We start from the raw sequence: 20,670 nt of genomic DNA, 5'->3' as shown, positions 1-20,670 counted from the left end.
GTTGTCGGGCGTGACCTTCGCCAGACCATCGGCTTAAAGTTTTTTGCGACGCCGTCGACATAATAATCAGAGCCCATCTTTTTTAGCTGTTGCCTGTCACGAGGTAGAAACATGAATCCCATGAGAGCCCTTCGCCAATACCAGAAGGTCAATTCCCATGCCCAAGTCTCCGAGGCCAGCCCGCACCGTCTTGTTCAGATGTTGATGGAGGGCGCACTCGATCGCATGGCGCAGGCCAAGGGCGCCATGGCTCGTGGTGATATCGCGCAAAAAGGCCTGCTGCTGGGCAAGGCGATCGACATTCTGATCGGTTTGCGTGACGGCCTGAATCCGGAAAAAACCGATGATCCGGCGGCGTTGCAGCAACTGGATAATCTGTATGCCTACATGACCACGCGCTTGCTGGAAGCCAACAGCAAAAGCGATGTCGCCATGATCGACGAAGTAGCCGGCCTGATGATTACGCTCAAGGAAGGCTGGGACGGTATTGCAACACTGTAGGCCGCCAGGCCTGAGGATGATGTCATGAGCCACGCCCTGCAACGGATTGACGAAACCCGCGAAGCCTTGGTCGATGCATTGGCCGAACGTAACTGGGACGCTATCGGCGAACTGGATATGGGATGCCGTGCGGTGATTGATGAGGCGCTCAATAATGCGCCGGTGGACGAAGACGCCCTGCGGGAAAAACTGGAGAGTTTGCTGGCGGTATATCAGCAATTACTTGAGGTGACGACGGGCGAGCGCCAGGCGATTTTCGAAGAGATGTCGCAGATCAACCGAGCGGAAAGTGCGTCAAAGGTTTACCATCTGTTCGGCTGAATGGGCTCGGTTAGTCCGAACGGCGCGTCATATATTTGACTGTGCCAGCATTTTTGACTTAACTAGTGCTGTTTTCAGATTTCAGACGTCTAGTAAGGTAAGAAGTCTTACAAGCGTCTAGATTGCCCTCACTCTGGGGCAGAGCGTTTTACTAGGGAAGTTGCTATTGCATGTGGCGTGAAACCAAAATTCTGCTGATTGATGACGATAGCGTCCGCCGCCGCGATTTAGCGGTCATTTTGAATTTTCTTGGCGAAGAAAATTTTCCCTGCGGCAGCCACGATTGGCAGCAGGTGGTCAGCTCATTGTCATCGAGCCGTGAAGTCATTTGTGTGCTGATCGGGACGGTAAACGCTCCTGGCGCGGTGCTTGGCCTGTTAAAGACACTGTCGACCTGGGATGAGTTCCTTCCGGTGTTGCTAATGGGTGATATTTCTTCCGTAGACCTGCCGGAAGACCAGCGCCGCCGTGTGCTCTCCACCCTGGAAATGCCGCCTAGCTACAGCAAATTGCTCGACTCCCTGCACCGTGCCCAGGTCTATCGCGAGATGTATGACCAGGCGCGTGAGCGCGGCCGTCATCGTGAACCCAACCTGTTCCGCAGCCTTGTCGGCACCAGCCGTGCGATCCAGCACGTGCGCCAGATGATGCAGCAAGTGGCCGATACCGACGCCAGTGTTTTGATCCTCGGCGAGTCGGGCACCGGCAAGGAAATGGTCGCGCGCAACCTGCACTATCACTCCAAGCGCCGCGACGGACCCTTTGTGCCGGTCAACTGCGGGGCAATCCCCGCAGAGCTGCTGGAAAGCGAATTGTTTGGCCACGAGAAGGGGGCCTTTACCGGGGCAATCACCAGCCGTGCCGGGCGTTTTGAATTGGCCAATGGCGGTACGCTGTTCCTCGACGAAATCGGCGACATGCCACTGCCGATGCAGGTCAAGCTGTTGCGCGTGCTGCAGGAGCGCACCTTCGAGCGCGTGGGCAGCAACAAGACCCAGAGCGTCGACGTGCGCATCATTGCGGCCACCCACAAAAACCTCGAAAGCATGATCGAGGTGGGCAGCTTCCGTGAAGACTTGTACTACCGCCTCAACGTATTCCCGATCGAGATGGCGCCACTGCGTGAGCGGGTGGAAGACATCCCGCTGCTGATGAACGAACTGATTTCGCGCATGGAGCACGAAAAGCGCGGCTCGATCCGCTTCAATTCCGCCGCGATCATGTCGCTGTGCCGTCACGGCTGGCCGGGCAACGTTCGTGAACTGGCCAACCTGGTCGAGCGCATGGCGATCATGCACCCCTATGGCGTGATCGGCGTGGTCGAGTTGCCGAAGAAATTCCGCTACGTCGATGACGAAGACGAGCAGTTGGTCGATAGTCTGCGCACCGACCTCGAAGAGCGTGTCGCGATTAACGGCCACACGCCGGACTTCGGTTCCAGCGCCATGCTGCCGCCGGAAGGCCTGGACTTGAAGGACTACCTCGGAAGCCTGGAACAAGGCCTGATCCAGCAGGCCCTGGACGATGCCAACGGTATCGTCGCGCGTGCCGCCGAGCGCCTGCGCATCCGTCGCACCACCCTGGTGGAGAAGATGCGCAAGTACGGTATGAGTCGTCGGGAAGGTGATGAACAGGCGGATGATTGACGCCTGTTTTTCAAGTGACTGAAAACTAAGCCTATTTTTTTAGGCACGGGTATTGCTACAGCCCTCGCAACGTTCCGTTTAACTGACGGTCAGCCAAGCGAGAGAGCATGATGCCCCACGCCGCCCAACTTTCTACAGCCCCTGCTATCCCGGGGCTCGTTCCGTCTGCAGAGCCGCTTACCCGGCAGGGTCTTGAACAGGCGTTCTCGCAGTTCAGCCAGATGTCGAGTCAACTGACCGACTCTTACAGCTTGCTGGAAGCCCGGGTGTCCGAGCTCAAAGGCGAGCTGGCGGTGGTGAGCGCCCAGCGTATGGAAGAGCTGGCCGAGAAAGAGCGCCTGGCCAACCGTCTGCAAAATCTCCTCGACCTGTTGCCCGGTGGCGTGATCGTCATTGATGAAATGGGCCATGTCCGCGAAGCCAACCCGGCCGCGCGCGACCTGTTGGGCGAACCGCTTGAGGGTGAGCTGTGGCGCCATGTCATCACCCGTTGCTTCGCACCGCGTGAGGACGACGGTCACGAAATCTCCCTGAAGGACGGCCGTCGCCTGTCCATCGCCACGCGCTCTCTGGACGCCGAGCCCGGCCAGTTGGTGCTGCTCAACGACCTGACTGAAACCCGTCACCTGCAAGACCAACTGGCGCGCCATGAGCGCTTGTCGTCGTTGGGGCGGATGGTCGCTTCGTTGGCGCATCAGATCCGTACGCCGCTCTCGGCGGCGTTGATCTACGCCAGTCATTTGACTGATGAGCAACTGCCGGCCGCTACCCACCAACGATTTGCCGGCCGCCTCAAGGAGCGCCTGCATGAATTGGAGCACCAGGTGCGCGACATGCTGGTGTTTGCCCGTGGCGAATTACCGCTGACCGACCGCATCACGCCGTCCGAGCTGCTGCAGTCGCTGCAATCGGCGGCGGCGACGCATATCCATGATGTCAATGTGCGCTGGCAGTGCGACAGCCACCTTGGCGAGTTGCTGTGCAATCGCGACACGCTGGTCGGCGCTTTGCTCAACCTGATCGAAAACGCCACCCAGGCCAGCGGCCCCGGTGCGCGACTCAAGGTGCACCTGTACAGCCGCGGGCAAACCTTGCGCCTGTGTATCAGCGACAGCGGCAGTGGCATCGACCCCGTGGTGTTGCGACGCCTGGGCGAACCGTTTTTTACCACCAAGACGAACGGCACTGGCCTCGGCCTGACCGTGGTCAAGGCGGTGGCACGGGCCCATCAGGGAGAATTGCAGCTGCGTTCCCGGTTGGGGCGTGGCACCTGTGCATTGATGACCTTGCCGCTGTTTTCCAGCGCGGCAAGCGCGGAGTAAAAGGACTATGGCTATCAAGGTTTTATTGGTGGAAGACGATCGCGCCCTGCGTGAAGCATTGGCTGACACGCTGCTGTTGGCGGGCCATGACTACCGGGCGGTCGGCTCTGCCGAGGAGGCCTTGGAGGCTGTTGAGCAAGAGTCCTTCAGCCTGGTGGTCAGCGACGTGAACATGCCCGGTATGGACGGCCATCAGTTGCTCGGCCTGCTGCGCGCGCGTCAGCCGCAACTGCCGGTGTTGCTGATGACCGCCCATGGCGCGGTCGAGCGCGCGGTGGATGCCATGCGCCAGGGCGCGGCGGATTACCTGGTCAAACCGTTTGAACCCAAAGCCTTGATCGAGTTGGTCGCGCGGCATGCCTTGGGCGTGATCTCGGCCGCCGAAGGCGAAGGCCCGATTGCCTTCGAGCCGGCCAGTGCACAGTTGCTGGACTTGGCCGCCCGTGTGGCGCGCAGTGATTCAACCGTGCTGATCTCCGGCGAGTCCGGCACCGGTAAAGAGGTGCTGGCACGCTATATCCACCAGCAATCGGGTCGCGCCAAGCAACCGTTTATCGCCATCAACTGCGCGGCCATCCCCGACAACATGCTCGAAGCCACGTTGTTCGGCCATGAAAAAGGCTCGTTCACCGGCGCCATTGCGGCCCAGGCCGGCAAGTTCGAACAGGCCGACGGCGGCACTATCCTGCTCGACGAGATTTCCGAAATGCCCCTGGGCCTGCAAGCCAAGCTGCTGCGGGTGTTGCAGGAGCGTGAAGTAGAGCGCGTCGGCGCGCGCAAGCCGATCCAGCTGGATATCCGCGTAGTCGCCACCACCAACCGCGACCTCGCGGGCGAAGTAGCGGCGGGGCGCTTTCGGGAAGACTTGTTTTACCGGCTGTCGGTCTTCCCTCTGGCCTGGCGCCCATTGCGTGAACGCCCGGCGGACATCATCCCGCTGGCCGAGCGCCTGCTGAACAACCACGTCAAAAAAATGAAGCACGCCCAGGCCCGGCTGTCGGCTGAAGCCCAGGCCTGCCTGATCAGCTACCCATGGCCCGGCAACGTTCGGGAACTCGACAATGCGATCCAGCGTGCGTTGATTTTGCAGCAGGGCGGTTTGATCCAGCCCCAGGATTTCTGCCTGGCCATGGGCAGTGGCGCGGCCCCCTTGCCGAGCCTTGCGCCGGCGCCCGTGGCGGTCGCCGAAGCCGAGTCGGGCGGTGCGTTGGGGGACGACCTGCGGCGCCGCGAATTCCAGATGATCATCGACACCCTGCGTGCCGAACGCGGCCGCCGCAAAGAAGCGGCCGAACGCCTGGGGATCAGCCCGCGCACCTTGCGCTACAAGCTGGCGCAGATGCGCGACGCCGGGATGGATGTGGAAGCCTACCTTTTCGCGACCTGAGAATCGCGCCCTACAAAAAGCCTAGGCTGACAGGGTTTGTCGCCTTTTCTTACGAACCGCTATGGATTTGGCACCCTTGTTGCTACCACCCCTAGTAACCGCTGCGTAGTGTCAAAAAATTGCGGGTCGTCGGAGAGAGAAGGTCATGAGCCAGGGTATTGAGTTCAATCGGTTGATGTTGGATATGCGCTCCATGCAAATGGATGCCATGGCTCAACCGAAATCCGTCGCGCCAGCGCCGGAATTGGGCCAAAGCAGTTTTGCCGACATGCTCGGTCAGGCAATCAACAAAGTCAGTGATACCCAGCAAGCCTCGAATCAATTGGCTACCGCCTTCGAAATCGGCAAAAGCGGCGTGGACCTCACCGATGTGATGGTCGCCTCGCAAAAGGCCAGTGTTTCCTTCCAGGCCTTGACCCAAGTGCGTAACAAGCTGGTTCAGGCTTATCAAGACATCATGCAGATGCCGGTTTAAGGACGAGATTTAAGTCATGGCAGAAGCAGTCGTGGACAACGTACCCGCCAAGACAGACGGCAAGCCGCCGCTGTTTGGTTTGTCGTTCCTGGAAAACCTCTCCGAAATGACCATGTTGCGTCAGGTGGGCCTGATGGTCGGCCTGGCTGCCAGCGTGGCGATTGGTTTTGCCGTGGTGCTGTGGTCGCAGCAACCTGATTACCGCCCGCTGTACGGCAGCCTGGCCGGCATGGATTCCAAGCAGATCATGGAAACCCTGGCCGCCGCCGACATCGCCTATACCGTAGAACCCAACTCCGGCGCGTTGCTGGTCAAGGCCGATGACGTCGCCCGTGCACGCATGAAGCTGGCCGCCGCCGGCGTGACGCCGTCCGACAGCAACATCGGTTTTGAAATCCTCGACAAGGACCAGGGCCTGGGTACCAGCCAGTTCATGGAAGCCACCCGCTACCGTCGTGGCCTGGAAGGCGAGTTGGCGCGCACCATCTCAAGCCTCAACAACGTCAAGGGCGCCCGCGTGCACCTGGCGATTCCGAAGAGCTCGGTGTTTGTCCGTGACGAACGCAAGCCGAGCGCCTCGGTGCTGGTCGAGCTGTTTTCCGGCCGTTCCCTGGAGCCTGGCCAGGTGCTGGCGATCATCAACCTGGTGGCCACCAGCGTTCCCGAACTGAGCAAATCGCAAATTACCGTCGTCGACCAGAAGGGCAACCTGCTGTCGGACATGGCAGAAAATTCTGCGCTGACCCAGGCCGGCAAGCAGTTCGATTACAGCCGTCGCATGGAAAGCATGCTCACCCAGCGCGTGCATAATATTTTGCAGCCGGTGCTCGGCAACGACCGCTACAAGGCTGAAGTGTCCGCCGACGTGGACTTCAGCGCGGTCGAATCGACCTCTGAACAGTTCAACCCGGACCAGCCGGCCCTGCGCAGCGAGCAGTCGACCAGCGAACAACGCACCGCCAGCAATGGCCCGCAAGGTGTGCCGGGTGCCCTGAGCAACCAGCCGCCGGCACCGGCTTCGGCGCCGCAAACCACGGGCGGCGCTGCCGCGACCGCCGCTGCGATTCAGCCTGGCCAGCCATTGTTGGACGCCAACGGTCAGCAGATCATGGACCCGGCCACCGGCCAGCCGATGCTCGCGCCATACCCGGCGGACAAGCGTAACCAGTCGACCAAGAACTTCGAGCTCGACCGTTCCATCAGCCACACCAAACAGCAGCAGGGCAAAATCAATCGCCTTTCGGTGTCGGTGGTGGTCGATGACCAGGTCAAGGTCAATGCCGCTGACGGTGCGGTGACCCGTGCGCCGTGGAGTGCCGACGAATTGGCGCGCTTCACTCGCCTGGTACAGGACGCCGTTGGTTTTGACGCCAGCCGGGGTGACAGCGTCAGCGTGATCAACATGCCGTTCTCGGTCGAGCGTGGCGAAGTCATTACCGACCCTGCGTTCTACACACAGCCGTGGTTCTGGGACATCGTCAAGCAAATGCTGGGTGTGTTGTTCATCCTGGTGCTGGTGTTCGGCGTGCTGCGTCCGGTGCTCAACAACATCACCGGCCACGGCAAGAAGCAGCTTGCCCTTGCAGGAAGCGACGTCGAGTTGGGTGGCATGGGCGGCCTGGACGGCGAACTGGCCAACGACCGCGTCAGCCTGGGCGGCCCGCAAAGTATTCTGTTGCCAAGCCCGAGCGAAGGCTATGACGCTCAGCTGAATGCAATCAAGAGTCTGGTAGCAGAAGACCCGGGCCGTGTGGCTCAGGTCGTGAAAGAGTGGATTAACGCAGATGAATGATCGAGCCGCTGTTGCCAAGCTCACCAAGGTCGATAAAGCCGCAGTCCTGCTGCTGTCTTTGGGTGAGACCGACGCCGCACAAGTGCTGCGCCACATGGGCCCCAAAGAGGTTCAGCGCGTGGGCGTGGCCATGGCGCAGATGCGCAATGTGCACCGTGAGCAAGTCGAGCAGGTGATGAGCGAGTTCGTCGAAATCGTCGGCGACCAGACCAGCCTGGGCGTCGGTTCCGACAGCTATATCCGCAAGATGCTCACCTCGGCCCTCGGCGAAGACAAGGCCAACGGCCTGATCGACCGCATCCTGCTGGGCGGCAACACCAGTGGCCTGGACAGCCTGAAATGGATGGAGCCGCGCGCCGTGGCCGACGTGATCCGCTACGAGCACCCGCAGATCCAGGCCATCGTGGTTGCCTACCTCGACCCGGACCAGGCCGGTGAAGTGCTCGGCCACTTCGACCATAAAGTGCGCCTGGACATCATCCTGCGCGTGTCGTCGCTGAACACGGTGCAGCCGGCCGCGCTGAAAGAACTCAACACGATTCTCGAGAAGCAGTTCTCGGGCAACTCGAATGCCTCGCGTACCACCCTGGGTGGCATCAAGCGCGCGGCCGACATCATGAACTTCCTCGACAGTTCGGTCGAAGGCCAGTTGATGGACTCGATCCGCGAGATCGACGACACCCTGTCCGGCCAGATCGAAGACCTCATGTTCGTGTTCAACAACCTCTCCGATGTCGACGACCGTGGTATCCAGGCGTTGCTGCGTGAGGTGTCGTCCGACGTTTTGGTGCTGGCCCTCAAGGGGTCGGACGAAGGCGTCAAAGAGAAGATCTTCAAGAACATGTCCAAGCGCGCGTCCGAACTGTTGCGCGACGACCTGGAAGCCAAAGGCCCGGTACGCGTCAGCGACGTGGAAACCGCCCAGAAGGAAATCCTCACCATTGCCCGCCGTATGGCCGAAGCCGGAGAAATCGTTCTCGGCGGGAAGGGCGGCGAAGAAATGATCTAAGGCGCTGCGCATGTCGAACAAAGATGAGACGCCCAGCGATCTGATTCGCGCGCGGGATGTCGGCGGGTTCGACATCTGGTCGTTGCCCAGTTTCGACCCGCATGTGCCGGAGCCGGAACCTGCGTATGTCGAAGAGCCGCCTGCGCAAATGGAAGAGGTGCCGCTGGATGAAGTCCAGCCACTGACCCTTGAAGAATTGGAAGCCATCCGTCAGGAGGCCTACAACGAAGGCTTCGCGGCGGGTGAAAAAGACGGTTTTCGCAGCACCACGCTGAAGGTGCGCCAGGAAGCCGAAGAGGCCTTGAGCGTCAAGCTGGCCAGCCTGGAACGCTTGATGGGCAGCCTGTTCGATCCTATCGCCGAACAGGATTCGCAACTGGAAAAAGCCATGGTCGGCCTGGTTGAGCACATCGCTCGCCAAGTGATCCAGCGCGAACTGGTGCTCGATTCCAGCCACCTCGAAAGCGTGATGCGCGAAGCCCTCAAGCTGCTGCCCTTGGGTGTCGGCAATGTGCGCTTGTACATCAACCCCCAGGATTTCGAGCAGGTCAAAGCCCTGCGCGAGCGCCACGAAGAAACCTGGCGCATCGTCGAGGACGCGGCGCTGCTGCCCGGCGGTTGCCGCGTCGAGACCGAACACAGCCGCATCGATGCCACGGTGGAAACCCGCATCAGCCAGATCATGGCCAAGCTCTTCGATCAACTCCATGAACAGGCTCTGCACCCGGCCGAGCCTGACCTGAGCGTGGACCTGGACGCCCCCGATGCGCCTTGATCGCACCAGTTTCGCCAAGCGCCTGAGCGGCTACGCCGAGGCCACCGAGTTGCCTGGCCAGCCCGTTCTCGAAGGGCGCCTGCTGCGCATGGTCGGCCTGACCCTCGAAGCCGAAGGCCTGCGCGCCGCCATGGGCAGCCGCTGCCTGGTGATCAACGACGACAGCTACCACCCGGTGCAGGTCGAAGCCGAAGTGATGGGCTTTTCCGGCAGCAAGATTTTCCTGATGCCGGTCGGCAGCCTGGCGGGCATCGCCCCCGGTGCCCGTGTGGTGCCGCTGGCCGACACGGGCCGCCTGCCGATGGGCATGAGCATGCTCGGCCGTGTGCTCGACGGCGCCGGTCGCGCGCTGGACGGCAAGGGCGGCATGAAGGCTGAAGACTGGGTGCCGATGGACGGCCCGACCATCAACCCGCTCAACCGCAACCCGATCAGCGTGCCGCTGGACGTGGGCATTCGCAGCATCAACGGTTTATTGACGGTCGGTCGTGGCCAGCGTCTGGGCCTGTTTGCCGGTACCGGTGTGGGTAAATCCGTGCTGCTCGGCATGATGACGCGCTTTACCGAGGCCGACATCATTGTGGTCGGATTGATCGGCGAGCGCGGCCGTGAAGTGAAGGAGTTCATCGAGCACAGCCTCGGTGAAGAAGGCCTCAAGCGCTCCGTTGTCGTCGCATCCCCGGCCGATGATGCACCGCTGATGCGCTTGCGCGCCGCCATGTACTGCACGCGTATCGCCGAATATTTTCGCGACAAGGGCAAGAACGTCCTGTTGCTGATGGACTCGCTCACGCGTTTCGCTCAGGCCCAGCGGGAAATCGCCCTGGCCATCGGCGAACCGCCCGCCACCAAAGGCTACCCGCCGTCGGTGTTTGCCAAACTGCCCAAGCTGGTCGAGCGCGCCGGTAACGCCGAGGCCGGCGGCGGTTCGATCACCGCGTTCTACACCGTGTTGTCCGAAGGTGATGACCAGCAGGACCCGATTGCCGACTCGGCGCGGGGCGTGCTCGACGGCCACATCGTGCTGTCGCGGCGGCTGGCCGAAGAAGGGCATTACCCGGCCATCGATATCGAAGCGTCGATCAGCCGGGTGATGCCGGCGGTGGTCACGCCGGAGCACATGGCCCGCGCGCAACATTTCAAACAGTTGTGGTCGCGTTATCAGCAGAGCCGCGACCTGATCAGCGTCGGCGCGTATGTGGCCGGTGGCGATCGCGAAACCGACCTGGCGATTGCCTTGCAGCCGCAATTGGTGACCTACCTGCGCCAGGGCCTCAACGACAAGATCAGCATGGGTGAAAGCGAAGCGCACCTGGGCTCGATCTTCGCTCCTGCACCCGGCGGCTAAGCCATGGCCAGTAGCCGTTCGTCGCGCCTCGCGCCGGTGGTGGACATGGCTGAAAAAGCCGAGAAAGCCGCTGTCCAGCGCTTGGGTTACTTCCAGGGCCAGGTGCGCCTGGCGGAAAGCAAACTGGGCGACCTGGAGCGCTTTCGTGGCGAATACCAGCAGCAGTGGATCGAGCGCGGCAGCAAGGGCGTGTCCGGCCAGTGGCTGATGGGCTACCAGGGCTTTCTCAACCAGCTGGAAACCGCCGTCGGCCAACAGCGCCAGAGCCTGGCCTGGCACCAGAACAACCTCGATAAGGCCCGTGAAAGCTGGCAAGCGGCGTTCGCCCGGGTTGAAGGTTTGCGCAAGTTGGTGCAGCGCTATATCGACGAAGCGCGGGCGATCGAAGACAAGCGCGAGCAAAAGTTGCTTGATGAGCTGTCACAACGCCTGCCCCGCCAATCACAGTATTAGTGACCACCGCTCCACGGTAGGCGTGGGCCGGCCAGCTGCCACATTTGACGCGCTGTGTTGCCCATCGCCGGTTCACCTGCTAAACCTTGTTGCACATAGCCAATGACAAGGAAGCAGTCGCATGTCAATTGAGTCAGAAGTATCCCTGGATGGGACGAAGTTGACGATTACAGTCAAGGGCCGATTCGATTTCGGTAGCCACCAGAAATTTCGCGATGCGTATGAGCGCTTCTACAAGGTGCCCGAGGTCTACGTGGTGGACTTGAAGGACACCACTTACATGGACAGCTCGGCCCTGGGCATGCTCCTGCTGTTACGTGACCATGCCGGTGGCGACAGTGCCGAGGTGCAGGTGGTCAACAGCAACTCCGATGTGCGCAAGATCCTCGGTATCTCCAACTTCGACAAACTGTTCGACATCAGTTGAGCAGCCTGGCCCCCGTGCTTGAGCCGCTGACGATCCTGATCGCCGAAGACAGTGCGGCCGATTTGCTGTTGCTGTCGACCATCATCCGGCGTCAGGGCCATCAGGTGCTGACGGCGACTAATGGTGCGCAAGCCGTCGACGTGTTTAGCCGCGAGCGTCCGCAACTGGTGTTGATGGATGCCCTGATGCCGGTGATGGACGGCTTTGAAGCGGCGCGCCGAATCAAGCAGCTGGCCGGGGAGGCGTTGGTGCCGATCATCTTTCTCACCTCGCTGCGTGAGAGTGAAGCCCTGGCCCGCTGCCTGGACGCCGGCGGGGATGATTTCCTGCCCAAGCCTTACAACCCACTGATCCTGGCAGCCAAGATCAATGCCATGGACCGCCTGCGCCGCTTGCAGGCCACGGTCTTGCGCCAGCGTGACGTGATCGCCAGGCACCATGACTACCTGCTGCATGAGCAGCGGGCGGCCAAGGCGGTGTTCGATAAGGTGGCGCATTCCGGCTGTATCAACGCGGCGCCGAACATTCGCTACCTGCAATCGCCGTATGCGTTGTTCAACGGCGACCTGCTGTTGGCGGCGTACACCCCGTCGGGTGACATGCACGTGTTGCTCGGTGATTTTACCGGCCATGGTCTGCCGGCGGCTGTCGGCGCCATGCCCCTGGCGGAAGTGTTCTACGGCATGACGGCCAAGGGCTACGGCCTGGCGCAAACCCTGCGGGAGATGAATGCCAAGCTCAAGCGTATTCTGCCGGTGGACATGTTCTGTTGCGCCACACTGATCTGCCTGAGTGCCCAGCAGCGCGTGGTGGAGGTGTGGAACGGCGGCATGCCCGAAGGCTATGTGCATGAGATCGCCACGGGCAAGCGCACGCCGTTGGTGTCGCGGCATCTGCCGTTGGGCGTGCTGTCCGCCGAAGCGTTTGATGACAGCACGGAAGTCTGGCCGATGGTGTTGGGCGACCGGGTATTTTTACTCTCCGATGGCGTACTGGACACCGCCGACGCTAATGACCAGCTGTTCGGTGTCGAGCGCTTGCAGCAAGTGTTTGCCACCAACCGCAAGCCTGACCGTCTGTTTGAGGATATTGAACAGGCCCTGGCGGCATTTCGGGGTGAGGCGCGCGATGACGTCAGCATGGTCGAGATCACCTTGCAGGCCGGCCAGCCGCTGCGTGCGGCGGAGCCCCTGTATGCCGACAGCGGCCAGGCGAGCCCGCTGGATTGGGCGGTGAGCTTCGAGTTTCGCGCACAGGCGCTCAAAAGCTACAACCCGCTGCCGTACCTGCTGCAACTGCTGCTGGAGGTCCACGGCCTGCGTGAGCAGAGTGGGGCGCTCTACAGTGTGATGGCCGAGCTGTATTCCAATGCGCTGGAGCATGGCGTGCTGGAACTGGATTCGCGGCTCAAGCGTGATGCGCAGGGCTTCGCCGAGTATTACCACCAGCGCAATCAGCGCCTCATGCAGTTGAACAGTGGTTATGTGCGTGTGCACGTACAGGTGGTGCCGACCCCCATGGGCGGCAAAATGACGCTGCGCATCGACGACAGCGGTCCCGGGTTTGACGTGGAGCAGGTGCTGGCGCGGCCGCTGGATGTCGACCGTCTGTCTGGCCGTGGTTTGAGTCTGGTGCGCCAACTGAGCAGCGCTGTACGCTGGTCCGATGGTGGGCGCAGCGTGTGCGTGGAGTTTTGCTGGGGGGCTCTGGCATAATCCGCCGATTCTTGATCAAGGAGCGAACAAGTGCTTGAGATTCATCTGGACCCTGATGTGTTGTCGGGTTTGCAAGAGGTTATGGAGAGCGAGTACCCCAAGTTGCTCGATACCTTTCTTGACGATTCGCAAAAGCGTGTCGAGGCGTTGCGCAAGGCGCGTGACGATGCCAAGGCGCTGGGGCGGATTGCGCATAGCTTCAAGGGCAGCAGTGGCAATCTGGGCGCGGTGCGCTTGGCAGAGCTGTGTCGCCGACTGGAAGACGGCTCTGCCGAGCCTTTTCGAGTGGACCTCGGTGAGCTGGTCGATGAAATCGACCAGGAGTTCGCGCTGGTCCGGCCTTTGTACGAGCATGAGCGCCAGCGGTTTCAGCTTTGACTGACGGGCTTCGCAAAACGTGGCCCGACTCTTGCTATATCACCTCTGACTGCATCCCCGACCCCCAATGCAGTGGAGACCTTTAACTATGCCAGTCGCCCAGAATTCGCTCCTTCAGGCTGCCCCAGCGGCCAAGCCTCAAGCGCCTGCCGCCGCCCCCTCGGTAGCGGCTGCGGACCCACGGGACAAGGGCCCTGGCTTCGCTCAAGTGTTTGCCAACCAAGCTGCCAAACCGACGCCGAAGGTCGACGTCGCACCGGCCAAACCCATGCGCGACAAGTCTTCCGACACCAACACCAAGCCTGTGACCGGTAACGATAAGCCTGCCGTCAGCTCGCCGGCCGTTGCCGATAGCGGCAATACCTTGCCTGCCAAGCCGGCCGCCAGCTCCGACAGCGGCAGCAGTGCCAGCAATCAAGACGACAAACCCAGTGACCCGTCCGTGGCGCAGCAACCTCCGGTCGATCCCGTCGTTGATCCGGCATTGATGGCCACGGTCGTCCCCGTTGTCGTGCCTGCCCCCGTGCAAACGCCGGCGCCGGTGGCCGCTCAGGACGAGAATGCCCAGCCCGTCGTCGCAGCACCGGTTGCAGCCACGGATGAGGCCAAGCAACCTGCGTTCGACCCTGCGGCCGACCCACTGGATTCGATGCCGGCCGTGCGCCTGGCGATGGAGCAGGGCGGTCACGTCTCGGCCAGCAGCCAGACGCCGCAGAAAACCGCGCCGACGACTCAGGACCCGCTGACCTCTGCGCAGAATTTTGCTGCCGGCCTGGCGACTATGGTTGACCAGCAAGCCACCAAGGACAGCACTGACCAAGGCGGCGACAAAGCCTTCAGCGGGCTGATCGACGGTGGCCTCAAGGATTTGAAAGACGCCAGCAGTGATACCCGTGTCGATGACTTCGCCAACCGCCTGGCCGCGCTGACCCAGGCCGCCACGCCGAAAACCGCGAATGCCTTGCCACCCGTGGCCAATGCGCCGCTGGCCATGCACCAGAGCGGCTGGACCGAGGAGGTGGTCAACCGTGTGATGTACCTGTCCAGCGCCAACCTCAAATCGGCAGAGATCCAGTTGCAGCCGGCCGAGCTGGGGCGCCTGGATATCAAGGTCAACATGACGGCGGACCAGCAGGCCCAGGTCACCTTTATGAGTGGCCATGCGGTGGTGCGTGAAGCGCTGGAAAGCCAGTCCGGGCGTTTGCGCGAAATGTTTGCCCAGCAGGGCATGGGGCAGGTCGACGTCAACGTCTCCGATCAATCCCGTGGATGGCAGGGGCAAGGGCAGGAGCAACAGCAGCAGAACCAGGCTCGCGGCATAAGCGGCAGTGGCGGGCGTGGTGAGGGTGGTGACGCGGGTGAGCATGCTGAAGTGGCTGCGGCAGTTGCGCCAGTGACCCAGACCATCGTCGGCTCCAGTGCCGTTGATTACTACGCCTGATTCCAGCCCCTCGCAGCTCTAAATGTGGGAGCGGGCTTGCTCGCGAAAGCGCAATGTCAGTCAAAGGATTCATCGACTGACCCACCGCATTCGCGAGCAAGCCCGCTCCCACAGGGACCTGTGGTGTTGCATCTATCCCCGATCAGCTGACAACTCTGGCATAACACTTGCTCTTGCCTTTCCGTAGATCTATGAATCCCCGAATAGTGACGGATTATTGGCATGGCGAAGAGCGACGACGCAGCAACACCACCCGCAAGCAAGGGCAAGCTCAAGCTTATCCTGCTGATTGTGCTGGGCCTGCTCCTGGCCATCGGCGCGTCGGTGGGCGGTACCTGGTACATCATGCACAGCAGTGCAAGCAAACCGCCCCCTGCCGCTGAAACTGCCAGCAACGCCAAACAACCGGCAATCTTCGAACCGATGCTCCCGGCCTTTGTCGCCAACTTCAACCAGAATGGCCGTCAACGTTACCTGCAGGTGAGTATCACCTTGCTGGCGCGTAACCAGGCGGACCTGGATGCCCTCAAGGTGCACATGCCGGTGATCCGCAACAACCTGGTGATGCTGTTCTCCGGGCAGAGCTTCGAAAGCCTGGCCACGCCGGTCGGCCAGGAAATGCTGCGCCAGAAGGTCACTGCCAGCGTGCAGGAAGTGGCCCAGAAAGAGCTTGGCAAAGTCGTGGTCGAGCAGGCGCTCTTCACTAACTTCGTATTGCAGTAGGATCACGAGATGGCCGTGCAAGACCTGCTGTCCCAGGATGAAATTGACGCGCTGTTGCATGGCGTCGACGATGGTCTGGTACAGACCGAACTGAGTGCTGAACCTGGCAGTGTCAAAAGTTATGACCTCACCAGCCAGGATCGTATCGTCCGCGGACGCATGCCGACCCTGGAAATGATCAACGAGCGTTTCGCCCGTTACACCCGTATCAGCATGTTCAACATGCTGCGCCGTTCGGCGGACGTGGCGGTGGGCGGTGTGCAGGTGATGAAGTTCGGCGAGTACGTGCACTCGCTGTACGTGCCGACCAGCCTCAACCTGGTCAAGATCAAGCCGTTGCGCGGTACCGCACTGTTCATCCTCGACGCCAAACTGGTGTTCAAGCTGGTGGACAACTTCTTTGGCGGCGACGGCCGTCACGCGAAGATTGAAGGCCGTGAATTCACCCCGACCGAATTGCGCGTCGTGCGCATGGTGCTCGAGCAAGCCTTCATCGACTTGAAGGAAGCCTGGCAGGCGATCATGGAAGTCAATTTCGAGTACATCAACTCGGAAGTGAACCCGGCCATGGCCAACATCGTCGGCCCCAGCGAAGCGATTGTGGTGTCCACCTTTCACATCGAACTCGATGGCGGTGGCGGCGACCTGCACGTGACCATGCCGTACTCAATGATCGAACCGGTGCGCGAGATGCTCGACGCCGGTTTCCAGTCCGACCTGGACGACCAGGACGAGCGCTGGGTCAAGGCGCTGCGCGAAGACCTGCTCGACGTCGACGTACCTTTGAGCGCCACTGTGGCCCGTCGCCAGCTGCGTTTGCGCGATATTTTGCACATGCAGCCGGGCGACGTGATTCCGGTGGAATTGCCGGAAGAACTGATCATGCGCGCCAATGGCGTGCCGTCGTTCAAGGTCAAGCTCGGCTCCCACAAGGGCAACCTGGCGTTGCAAGTGATCGAGCCGATCAACCGTCGCTGATCCGCCCCTATTTATTGATGAATGTTTGCTCCGCCGAGGACATGTAATGGCTACCGAACACGAAAATACTTCCGCCGAAGACCAGGCCCTGGCTGACGAGTGGGCTGCGGCCCTGGAAGAAACCGGCGATGTTGGCCAGGACGATATCGACGCGCTGCTGGCCGCCGACGCCGCCAGTGCACCGGCCGGCAAACGCTTGCCCATGGAAGAATTCGGCAGCGTGCCGAAGAACAACGACCCGGTGACCCTCGACGGCCCGAACCTGGATGTGATCCTCGACATTCCGGTATCGATTTCCATGGAAGTCGGCAGCACCGAAATCAACATCCGTAACCTGCTGCAACTCAACCAGGGTTCGGTGATCGAGCTCGACCGCCTGGCCGGTGAGCCATTGGACGTGCTGGTCAACGGCACGCTGATCGCCCATGGCGAGGTGGTGGTGGTCAACGAAAAGTTCGGCATCCGCCTGACGGACGTGATCAGCCCGAGCGAACGCATCAAGAAGTTGCGCTGATATGAAGTATTCGCTGGCGGGACTGTTTCTGGCGCTGCCATTGAGCGCCCTGGCGGCTGAGCCGGTCGCGCAAGCGGCGGCTGCGGCGCCCGTGGTCAGCAGTGGCATCGGCGGGCAGTTGACCCAGCTGGTACTGGGCCTGTTGCTGGTGGTCGGGTTGATTTTTGTGCTGGCCTGGCTGATGCGCCGCGTACAGCGCATCGGCCCGGGTAATGGCCAGGTGATCGAGATGATCGGCTCGCGCGCCCTCGGCCCGCGTGACCGGCTGGTGCTGGTGCAAGTCGGCGAGGAACAGATTTTGCTCGGCATCACGCCTGGCCGCATCACGCCGTTGCACGTGCTCAAGTCGCCAGTTGAAGTGGCCAGGACCGAGGCCGCCACGCCAGAATTCGCCCAGCGCCTGATGGAGTTGCTGGGCAAGGATCAGAAGGATAAGAAGTAATGCGCGTTTTATTGACGCTCATGCTGTTGCTGGCCGCGCCGCTGGCGTTCGCGGCCGACCCGTTGTCGATCCCGGCAATCACGCTGGGCACCAACGCCGCCGGCGCCCAGGAATATTCGGTCAGCCTGCAGATCCTGCTGATCATGACCGCGCTGAGTTTTATTCCGGCGTTTGTCATGCTGATGACCAGCTTCACGCGGATCATCATCGTGTTTTCGATTTTGCGTCAGGCCCTCGGCCTGCAACAGACGCCGTCGAACCAGATCCTCACCGGCATGGCGCTGTTTTTGACGCTGTTCATCATGGCGCCGGTGTTCGACAAGGTGAACCAGCAAGCGCTGCAACCGTATCTGGCGGAAAAACTCACCGCGCAGGACGCGATCGACAAGGCTCAGGGCCCGATCAAGGACTTCATGCTGTCGCAAACCCGCTCCAGCGACCTTGAGCTGTTCATGCGGTTGTCCAAACGTACCGACATCGCTACGCCGGATCAGGCGCCGCTGACCATCCTGGTGCCGGCGTTCGTCACCTCAGAATTGAAAACCGCGTTCCAGATCGGCTTCATGATCTTTATCCCGTTCCTGATCATCGACCTGGTGGTGGCGAGCGTGCTGATGGCCATGGGGATGATGATGCTGTCGCCGCTGATTATTTCGTTGCCGTTCAAGATCATGCTGTTTGTGCTGGTGGACGGCTGGGCGCTGATTATCGGCACGCTGGCCAGCAGTTTCGGCGGAGTGTAGGCCAATGACCCCAGAAGTAGCGGTCGACCTGTTCCGTGAAGCGTTGTGGCTGACCACTATGATGGTCGCCGTGCTGGTGGTGCCGAGCCTGTTGGTCGGCCTGCTGGTGGCGATGTTCCAGGCCGCGACGCAGATCAACGAACAAACCTTGAGCTTCCTCCCGCGTTTGCTGGTGATGCTGATCACCCTGATTGTCGCCGGCCCGTGGCTGGTGCAAACCTTCATGGAATACATCCTGCAGTTGTACGGCAGTATTCCGCAGTTGATCGGCTGACCCCATGCAATCTGTGCTGGCATTGACCGACACCCAGATCAGCACGTGGGTGGCGTCTTTCATCTTGCCAATGTTCCGCGTCACGGCGGTGCTGATGACCATGCCGGTGTTCGGCACGACGCTGGTTCCGCGGCGTATCCGGTTGTATTTCGCCTTTGCCATCACCGTGGTGATCGTGCCCGGCCTGCCGCCGATGCCGCCGGTGAATGCCCTGGACCTCAGTGCGTTGCTGCTGATTGCCGAGCAGATCCTGATCGGTGCGCTGCTGGGCTTCTCGTTGACGTTGTTCTTCCAGGCGTTTGTGATCGCCGGGCAAATCATCTCGATCCAGATGGGCATGGGCTTCGCGTCCATGGTCGACCCCACCAACGGCGTGTCGGTGGCAGTGATCGGGCAGTTTCTGACCATGCTGGTGACCTTGATCTTCCTGGCGATGAATGGCCACCTGGTGGTGTTCGAGGTGCTGACCGAAAGCTTCACGACCTTGCCGGTGGGCTCGGGGTTGGTGGTCAGTCACTTCTGGGAATTGGTCGGACGCATGAGTTGGGTGCTGGGCGCCTCGTTGTTGCTGGTATTGCCGGCGATCACTGCGCTGCTGGTGGTCAACATTGCCTTCGGCGTGATGACCCGCGCGGCGCCGCAACTGAACATTTTCTCGATTGGTTTCCCGTTGACCCTGGTGTTGGGCATGGGGATTTTCTGGGTCGGCATGGCTGACATTCTCAATCAGTATCAACCGCTGGCGACCGACGCCTTGCAGTTCTTACGTGACCTGGCACGAGCGCGCTGAGCCATGGCCGAGAGCGAGAGTGGTCAGGACAAAACAGAAGACCCCACGGAGAAACGTAAAAAGGACTCCAGGGAAAAGGGCGAGATTGCGCGCTCCAAGGAGCTCAACACCCTTGCCGTGATGCTCGCCGGTGCCGGCGGCCTGTTGATTTACGGCGGTGGTTTGGCGCTGGACATGATGGAGTTGATGAAACTCAACTTCTCGCTGCCCCGCGAAGTGCTGCTCAGCCCCGGCGCCATGGGCCAGTACCTGCTGCACTCGGGCAAAATCGCGATCCTGGCGGTGCAGCCAGTGCTGATCACGCTGTTGCTGGCGGCCTTGATCGGGCCGGTTTCCCTCGGCGGCTGGTTGTTTGCCGCCGGCAGCATGGCGCCCAAGTTCAGCCGGATGAACCCTGGGCCCGGGCTCAAGCGCATGTTCTCCGCCAAGGCGCTGGCGGAGTTGCTCAAGGCGCTGGCGAAATTCATCCTGATCCTGTTTGTGGCGCTGACGGTGTTGTCCTCCGATATCGACGACTTGCTGCGCATTGCCCATGAGCCGCTGGAGTCGGCGATCATTCACAGCGTGCAGGTGGTGGGCTGGAGCGCGCTGTGGATGGCCTGCGGGCTGATCATCATCGCCGCCGTGGATGCGCCGATCCAGCTGTGGGAAAGCCACAAGAAACTGCTGATGACCAAGCAGGAAGTGCGTGACGAGCACAAGGACCAGGAAGGTCGCCCTGAGGTCAAACAGCGGATTCGCCAACTGCAGCGCGAAATGTCCCAGCGCAAGATGATGGCGGCGGTGCCGGATGCCGACGTGGTCATCACCAACCCGACCCACTACGCCGTGGCGCTCAAGTACGACCCGGAGAAGGGCGGTGCGCCGATGTTGCTGGCCAAGGGCAGCGATTTTACCGCGCTGAAAATCCGCGAAATCGCCGTGGCCAACGACATTTTGTTGCTGGAGTCGCCGGAACTGGCGCGTTCGATCTTCTACTCCACCGACCTCGATCAGGAAATCCCCGCCGGGCTGTACCTGGCCGTGGCGCAGGTGTTGGCCTACGTCTATCAGATCCGCCAATACCGCGCGGGCAAGGGCAAGCGGCCAGAACCGCTCAAAGACCTGCCGATTCCGCCGGACCTGCGCCGCGATTCCTGATCCTGGGCCGGTGGTGAGCGGCTTCCTGTGGCAAGCCGCTGGTCACAAAAGGACCTGATCGGCACGATACTTTCGT

At 61.2% G+C, this 20,670-nt stretch carries 23 protein-coding genes; all 23 read left to right on the top strand.

Translation table 11 applies throughout. The annotated features are described in order from the left end of the window. The first annotated feature begins 111 nt into the window (after positions 1 to 111). The 23 genes from fliS to flhB all read left to right on the top strand — a co-directional run bounded on the left by fliS (position 112) and on the right by flhB (position 20,594). Positions 112 to 501, top strand: a complete 390-nt coding sequence (gene fliS, locus A7D21_RS03295) for a flagellar export chaperone FliS (protein ID WP_053257313.1) — start codon at positions 112 to 114, stop codon at positions 499 to 501. A gap of 24 nt (positions 502 to 525) precedes the next feature. Continuing rightward, positions 526 to 822 (top strand): hypothetical protein, encoded by a 297-nt coding sequence (locus A7D21_RS03290; RefSeq protein ID WP_053257312.1) that lies wholly within the window; start codon positions 526 to 528, stop codon positions 820 to 822. 170 nt (positions 823 to 992) lie between these two features. Continuing rightward, entirely contained in the window at positions 993 to 2,468 is a 1,476-nt protein-coding gene (locus A7D21_RS03285; RefSeq protein ID WP_069551059.1) for a sigma-54 dependent transcriptional regulator, read from the top strand. A gap of 110 nt (positions 2,469 to 2,578) precedes the next feature. Further along, a complete protein-coding gene (locus A7D21_RS03280; RefSeq protein ID WP_053258023.1) occupies positions 2,579 to 3,790 on the top strand; it encodes a PAS domain-containing sensor histidine kinase in 1,212 nt (403 codons plus the stop codon). Between the two features lie 7 nt (positions 3,791 to 3,797). Next, positions 3,798 to 5,177, top strand: coding sequence for a sigma-54 dependent transcriptional regulator (locus A7D21_RS03275; RefSeq protein WP_069551058.1), 1,380 nt, complete (start codon positions 3,798 to 3,800; stop codon positions 5,175 to 5,177). A gap of 145 nt (positions 5,178 to 5,322) precedes the next feature. Further along, positions 5,323 to 5,652, top strand: a complete 330-nt coding sequence (fliE, locus tag A7D21_RS03270) for a flagellar hook-basal body complex protein FliE (protein ID WP_016972029.1) — start codon at positions 5,323 to 5,325, stop codon at positions 5,650 to 5,652. A 16-nt stretch (positions 5,653 to 5,668) separates the two neighbouring features. Next, entirely contained in the window at positions 5,669 to 7,444 is a 1,776-nt protein-coding gene (gene fliF, locus A7D21_RS03265) for a flagellar basal-body MS-ring/collar protein FliF (RefSeq protein WP_069551057.1), read from the top strand. Beyond that, positions 7,437 to 8,453: a flagellar motor switch protein FliG gene (fliG, locus tag A7D21_RS03260; protein ID WP_053257308.1), complete on the top strand. Its 1,017-nt coding sequence runs from the start codon at positions 7,437 to 7,439 to the stop codon at positions 8,451 to 8,453. Before fliF ends, fliG begins: the two co-directional genes overlap by 8 nt. A gap of 10 nt (positions 8,454 to 8,463) precedes the next feature. Next, positions 8,464 to 9,228 (top strand): flagellar assembly protein FliH, encoded by a 765-nt coding sequence (gene fliH, locus A7D21_RS03255; protein WP_053257307.1) that lies wholly within the window; start codon positions 8,464 to 8,466, stop codon positions 9,226 to 9,228. Continuing rightward, positions 9,218 to 10,576 (top strand): flagellar protein export ATPase FliI, encoded by a 1,359-nt coding sequence (gene fliI / locus A7D21_RS03250; protein ID WP_053257306.1) that lies wholly within the window; start codon positions 9,218 to 9,220, stop codon positions 10,574 to 10,576. The genes fliH and fliI overlap by 11 nt, the downstream gene beginning before the upstream one ends. A gap of 3 nt (positions 10,577 to 10,579) precedes the next feature. Beyond that, a complete protein-coding gene (gene fliJ, locus A7D21_RS03245) occupies positions 10,580 to 11,029 on the top strand; it encodes a flagellar export protein FliJ (protein ID WP_053257305.1) in 450 nt (149 codons plus the stop codon). 121 nt (positions 11,030 to 11,150) lie between these two features. Beyond that, on the top strand, positions 11,151 to 11,456 hold the full coding sequence (locus A7D21_RS03240; RefSeq protein ID WP_053257304.1) for an STAS domain-containing protein: 306 nt from the start codon (positions 11,151 to 11,153) through the stop codon (positions 11,454 to 11,456). After that, positions 11,453 to 13,171, top strand: a complete 1,719-nt coding sequence (locus A7D21_RS03235) for a fused response regulator/phosphatase (RefSeq protein ID WP_053257303.1) — start codon at positions 11,453 to 11,455, stop codon at positions 13,169 to 13,171. Before A7D21_RS03240 ends, A7D21_RS03235 begins: the two co-directional genes overlap by 4 nt. A 30-nt stretch (positions 13,172 to 13,201) precedes the next feature. Continuing rightward, positions 13,202 to 13,549, top strand: a complete 348-nt coding sequence (locus A7D21_RS03230) for an Hpt domain-containing protein (protein ID WP_053257302.1) — start codon at positions 13,202 to 13,204, stop codon at positions 13,547 to 13,549. Between the two features lie 88 nt (positions 13,550 to 13,637). Next, a complete protein-coding gene (locus tag A7D21_RS03225) occupies positions 13,638 to 14,990 on the top strand; it encodes a flagellar hook-length control protein FliK (RefSeq protein WP_069551056.1) in 1,353 nt (450 codons plus the stop codon). Positions 14,991 to 15,212: 222 nt separating this feature from the next. Beyond that, positions 15,213 to 15,713: a flagellar basal body-associated protein FliL gene (gene fliL, locus A7D21_RS03220; RefSeq protein WP_053257300.1), complete on the top strand. Its 501-nt coding sequence runs from the start codon at positions 15,213 to 15,215 to the stop codon at positions 15,711 to 15,713. 9 nt (positions 15,714 to 15,722) lie between these two features. Next, positions 15,723 to 16,691: a flagellar motor switch protein FliM gene (gene fliM, locus A7D21_RS03215; protein WP_053257299.1), complete on the top strand. Its 969-nt coding sequence runs from the start codon at positions 15,723 to 15,725 to the stop codon at positions 16,689 to 16,691. A gap of 46 nt (positions 16,692 to 16,737) precedes the next feature. Continuing rightward, the gene (gene fliN, locus A7D21_RS03210; RefSeq protein WP_053257298.1) at positions 16,738 to 17,205 is read left to right on the top strand and encodes a flagellar motor switch protein FliN; all 468 of its coding nucleotides are present in this window, start codon (positions 16,738 to 16,740) and stop codon (positions 17,203 to 17,205) included. Between the two features lies 1 nt (position 17,206). Continuing rightward, complete coding sequence (gene fliO / locus A7D21_RS03205; RefSeq protein ID WP_053257297.1) at positions 17,207 to 17,647, top strand: flagellar biosynthetic protein FliO; 441 nt, start codon at positions 17,207 to 17,209, stop codon at positions 17,645 to 17,647. Next, positions 17,647 to 18,390 carry a flagellar type III secretion system pore protein FliP gene (gene fliP / locus A7D21_RS03200; RefSeq protein WP_053257296.1) on the top strand — a complete coding sequence of 248 codons (744 nt, stop codon included), beginning with the start codon at positions 17,647 to 17,649 and terminating at the stop codon, positions 18,388 to 18,390. The genes fliO and fliP overlap by 1 nt, the downstream gene beginning before the upstream one ends. 4 nt (positions 18,391 to 18,394) lie before the next feature. Continuing rightward, entirely contained in the window at positions 18,395 to 18,664 is a 270-nt protein-coding gene (gene fliQ, locus A7D21_RS03195) for a flagellar biosynthesis protein FliQ (RefSeq protein ID WP_003214552.1), read from the top strand. 4 nt (positions 18,665 to 18,668) lie between these two features. Beyond that, positions 18,669 to 19,454, top strand: a complete 786-nt coding sequence (fliR, locus tag A7D21_RS03190) for a flagellar biosynthetic protein FliR (RefSeq protein ID WP_053257295.1) — start codon at positions 18,669 to 18,671, stop codon at positions 19,452 to 19,454. A 3-nt stretch (positions 19,455 to 19,457) separates the two neighbouring features. Beyond that, positions 19,458 to 20,594, top strand: a complete 1,137-nt coding sequence (gene flhB / locus A7D21_RS03185) for a flagellar biosynthesis protein FlhB (RefSeq protein WP_053257294.1) — start codon at positions 19,458 to 19,460, stop codon at positions 20,592 to 20,594. Positions 20,595 to 20,670 lie beyond the last annotated feature (76 nt).

The organism is Pseudomonas sp. AP19 (assembly GCF_001728855.1).
Lineage (GTDB): Bacteria > Pseudomonadota > Gammaproteobacteria > Pseudomonadales > Pseudomonadaceae > Aquipseudomonas > Aquipseudomonas fluorescens.
The sequence above is the reverse complement of the archived record's forward strand: the minus strand, read 5'-3'. Positions and strand labels throughout refer to the sequence as shown.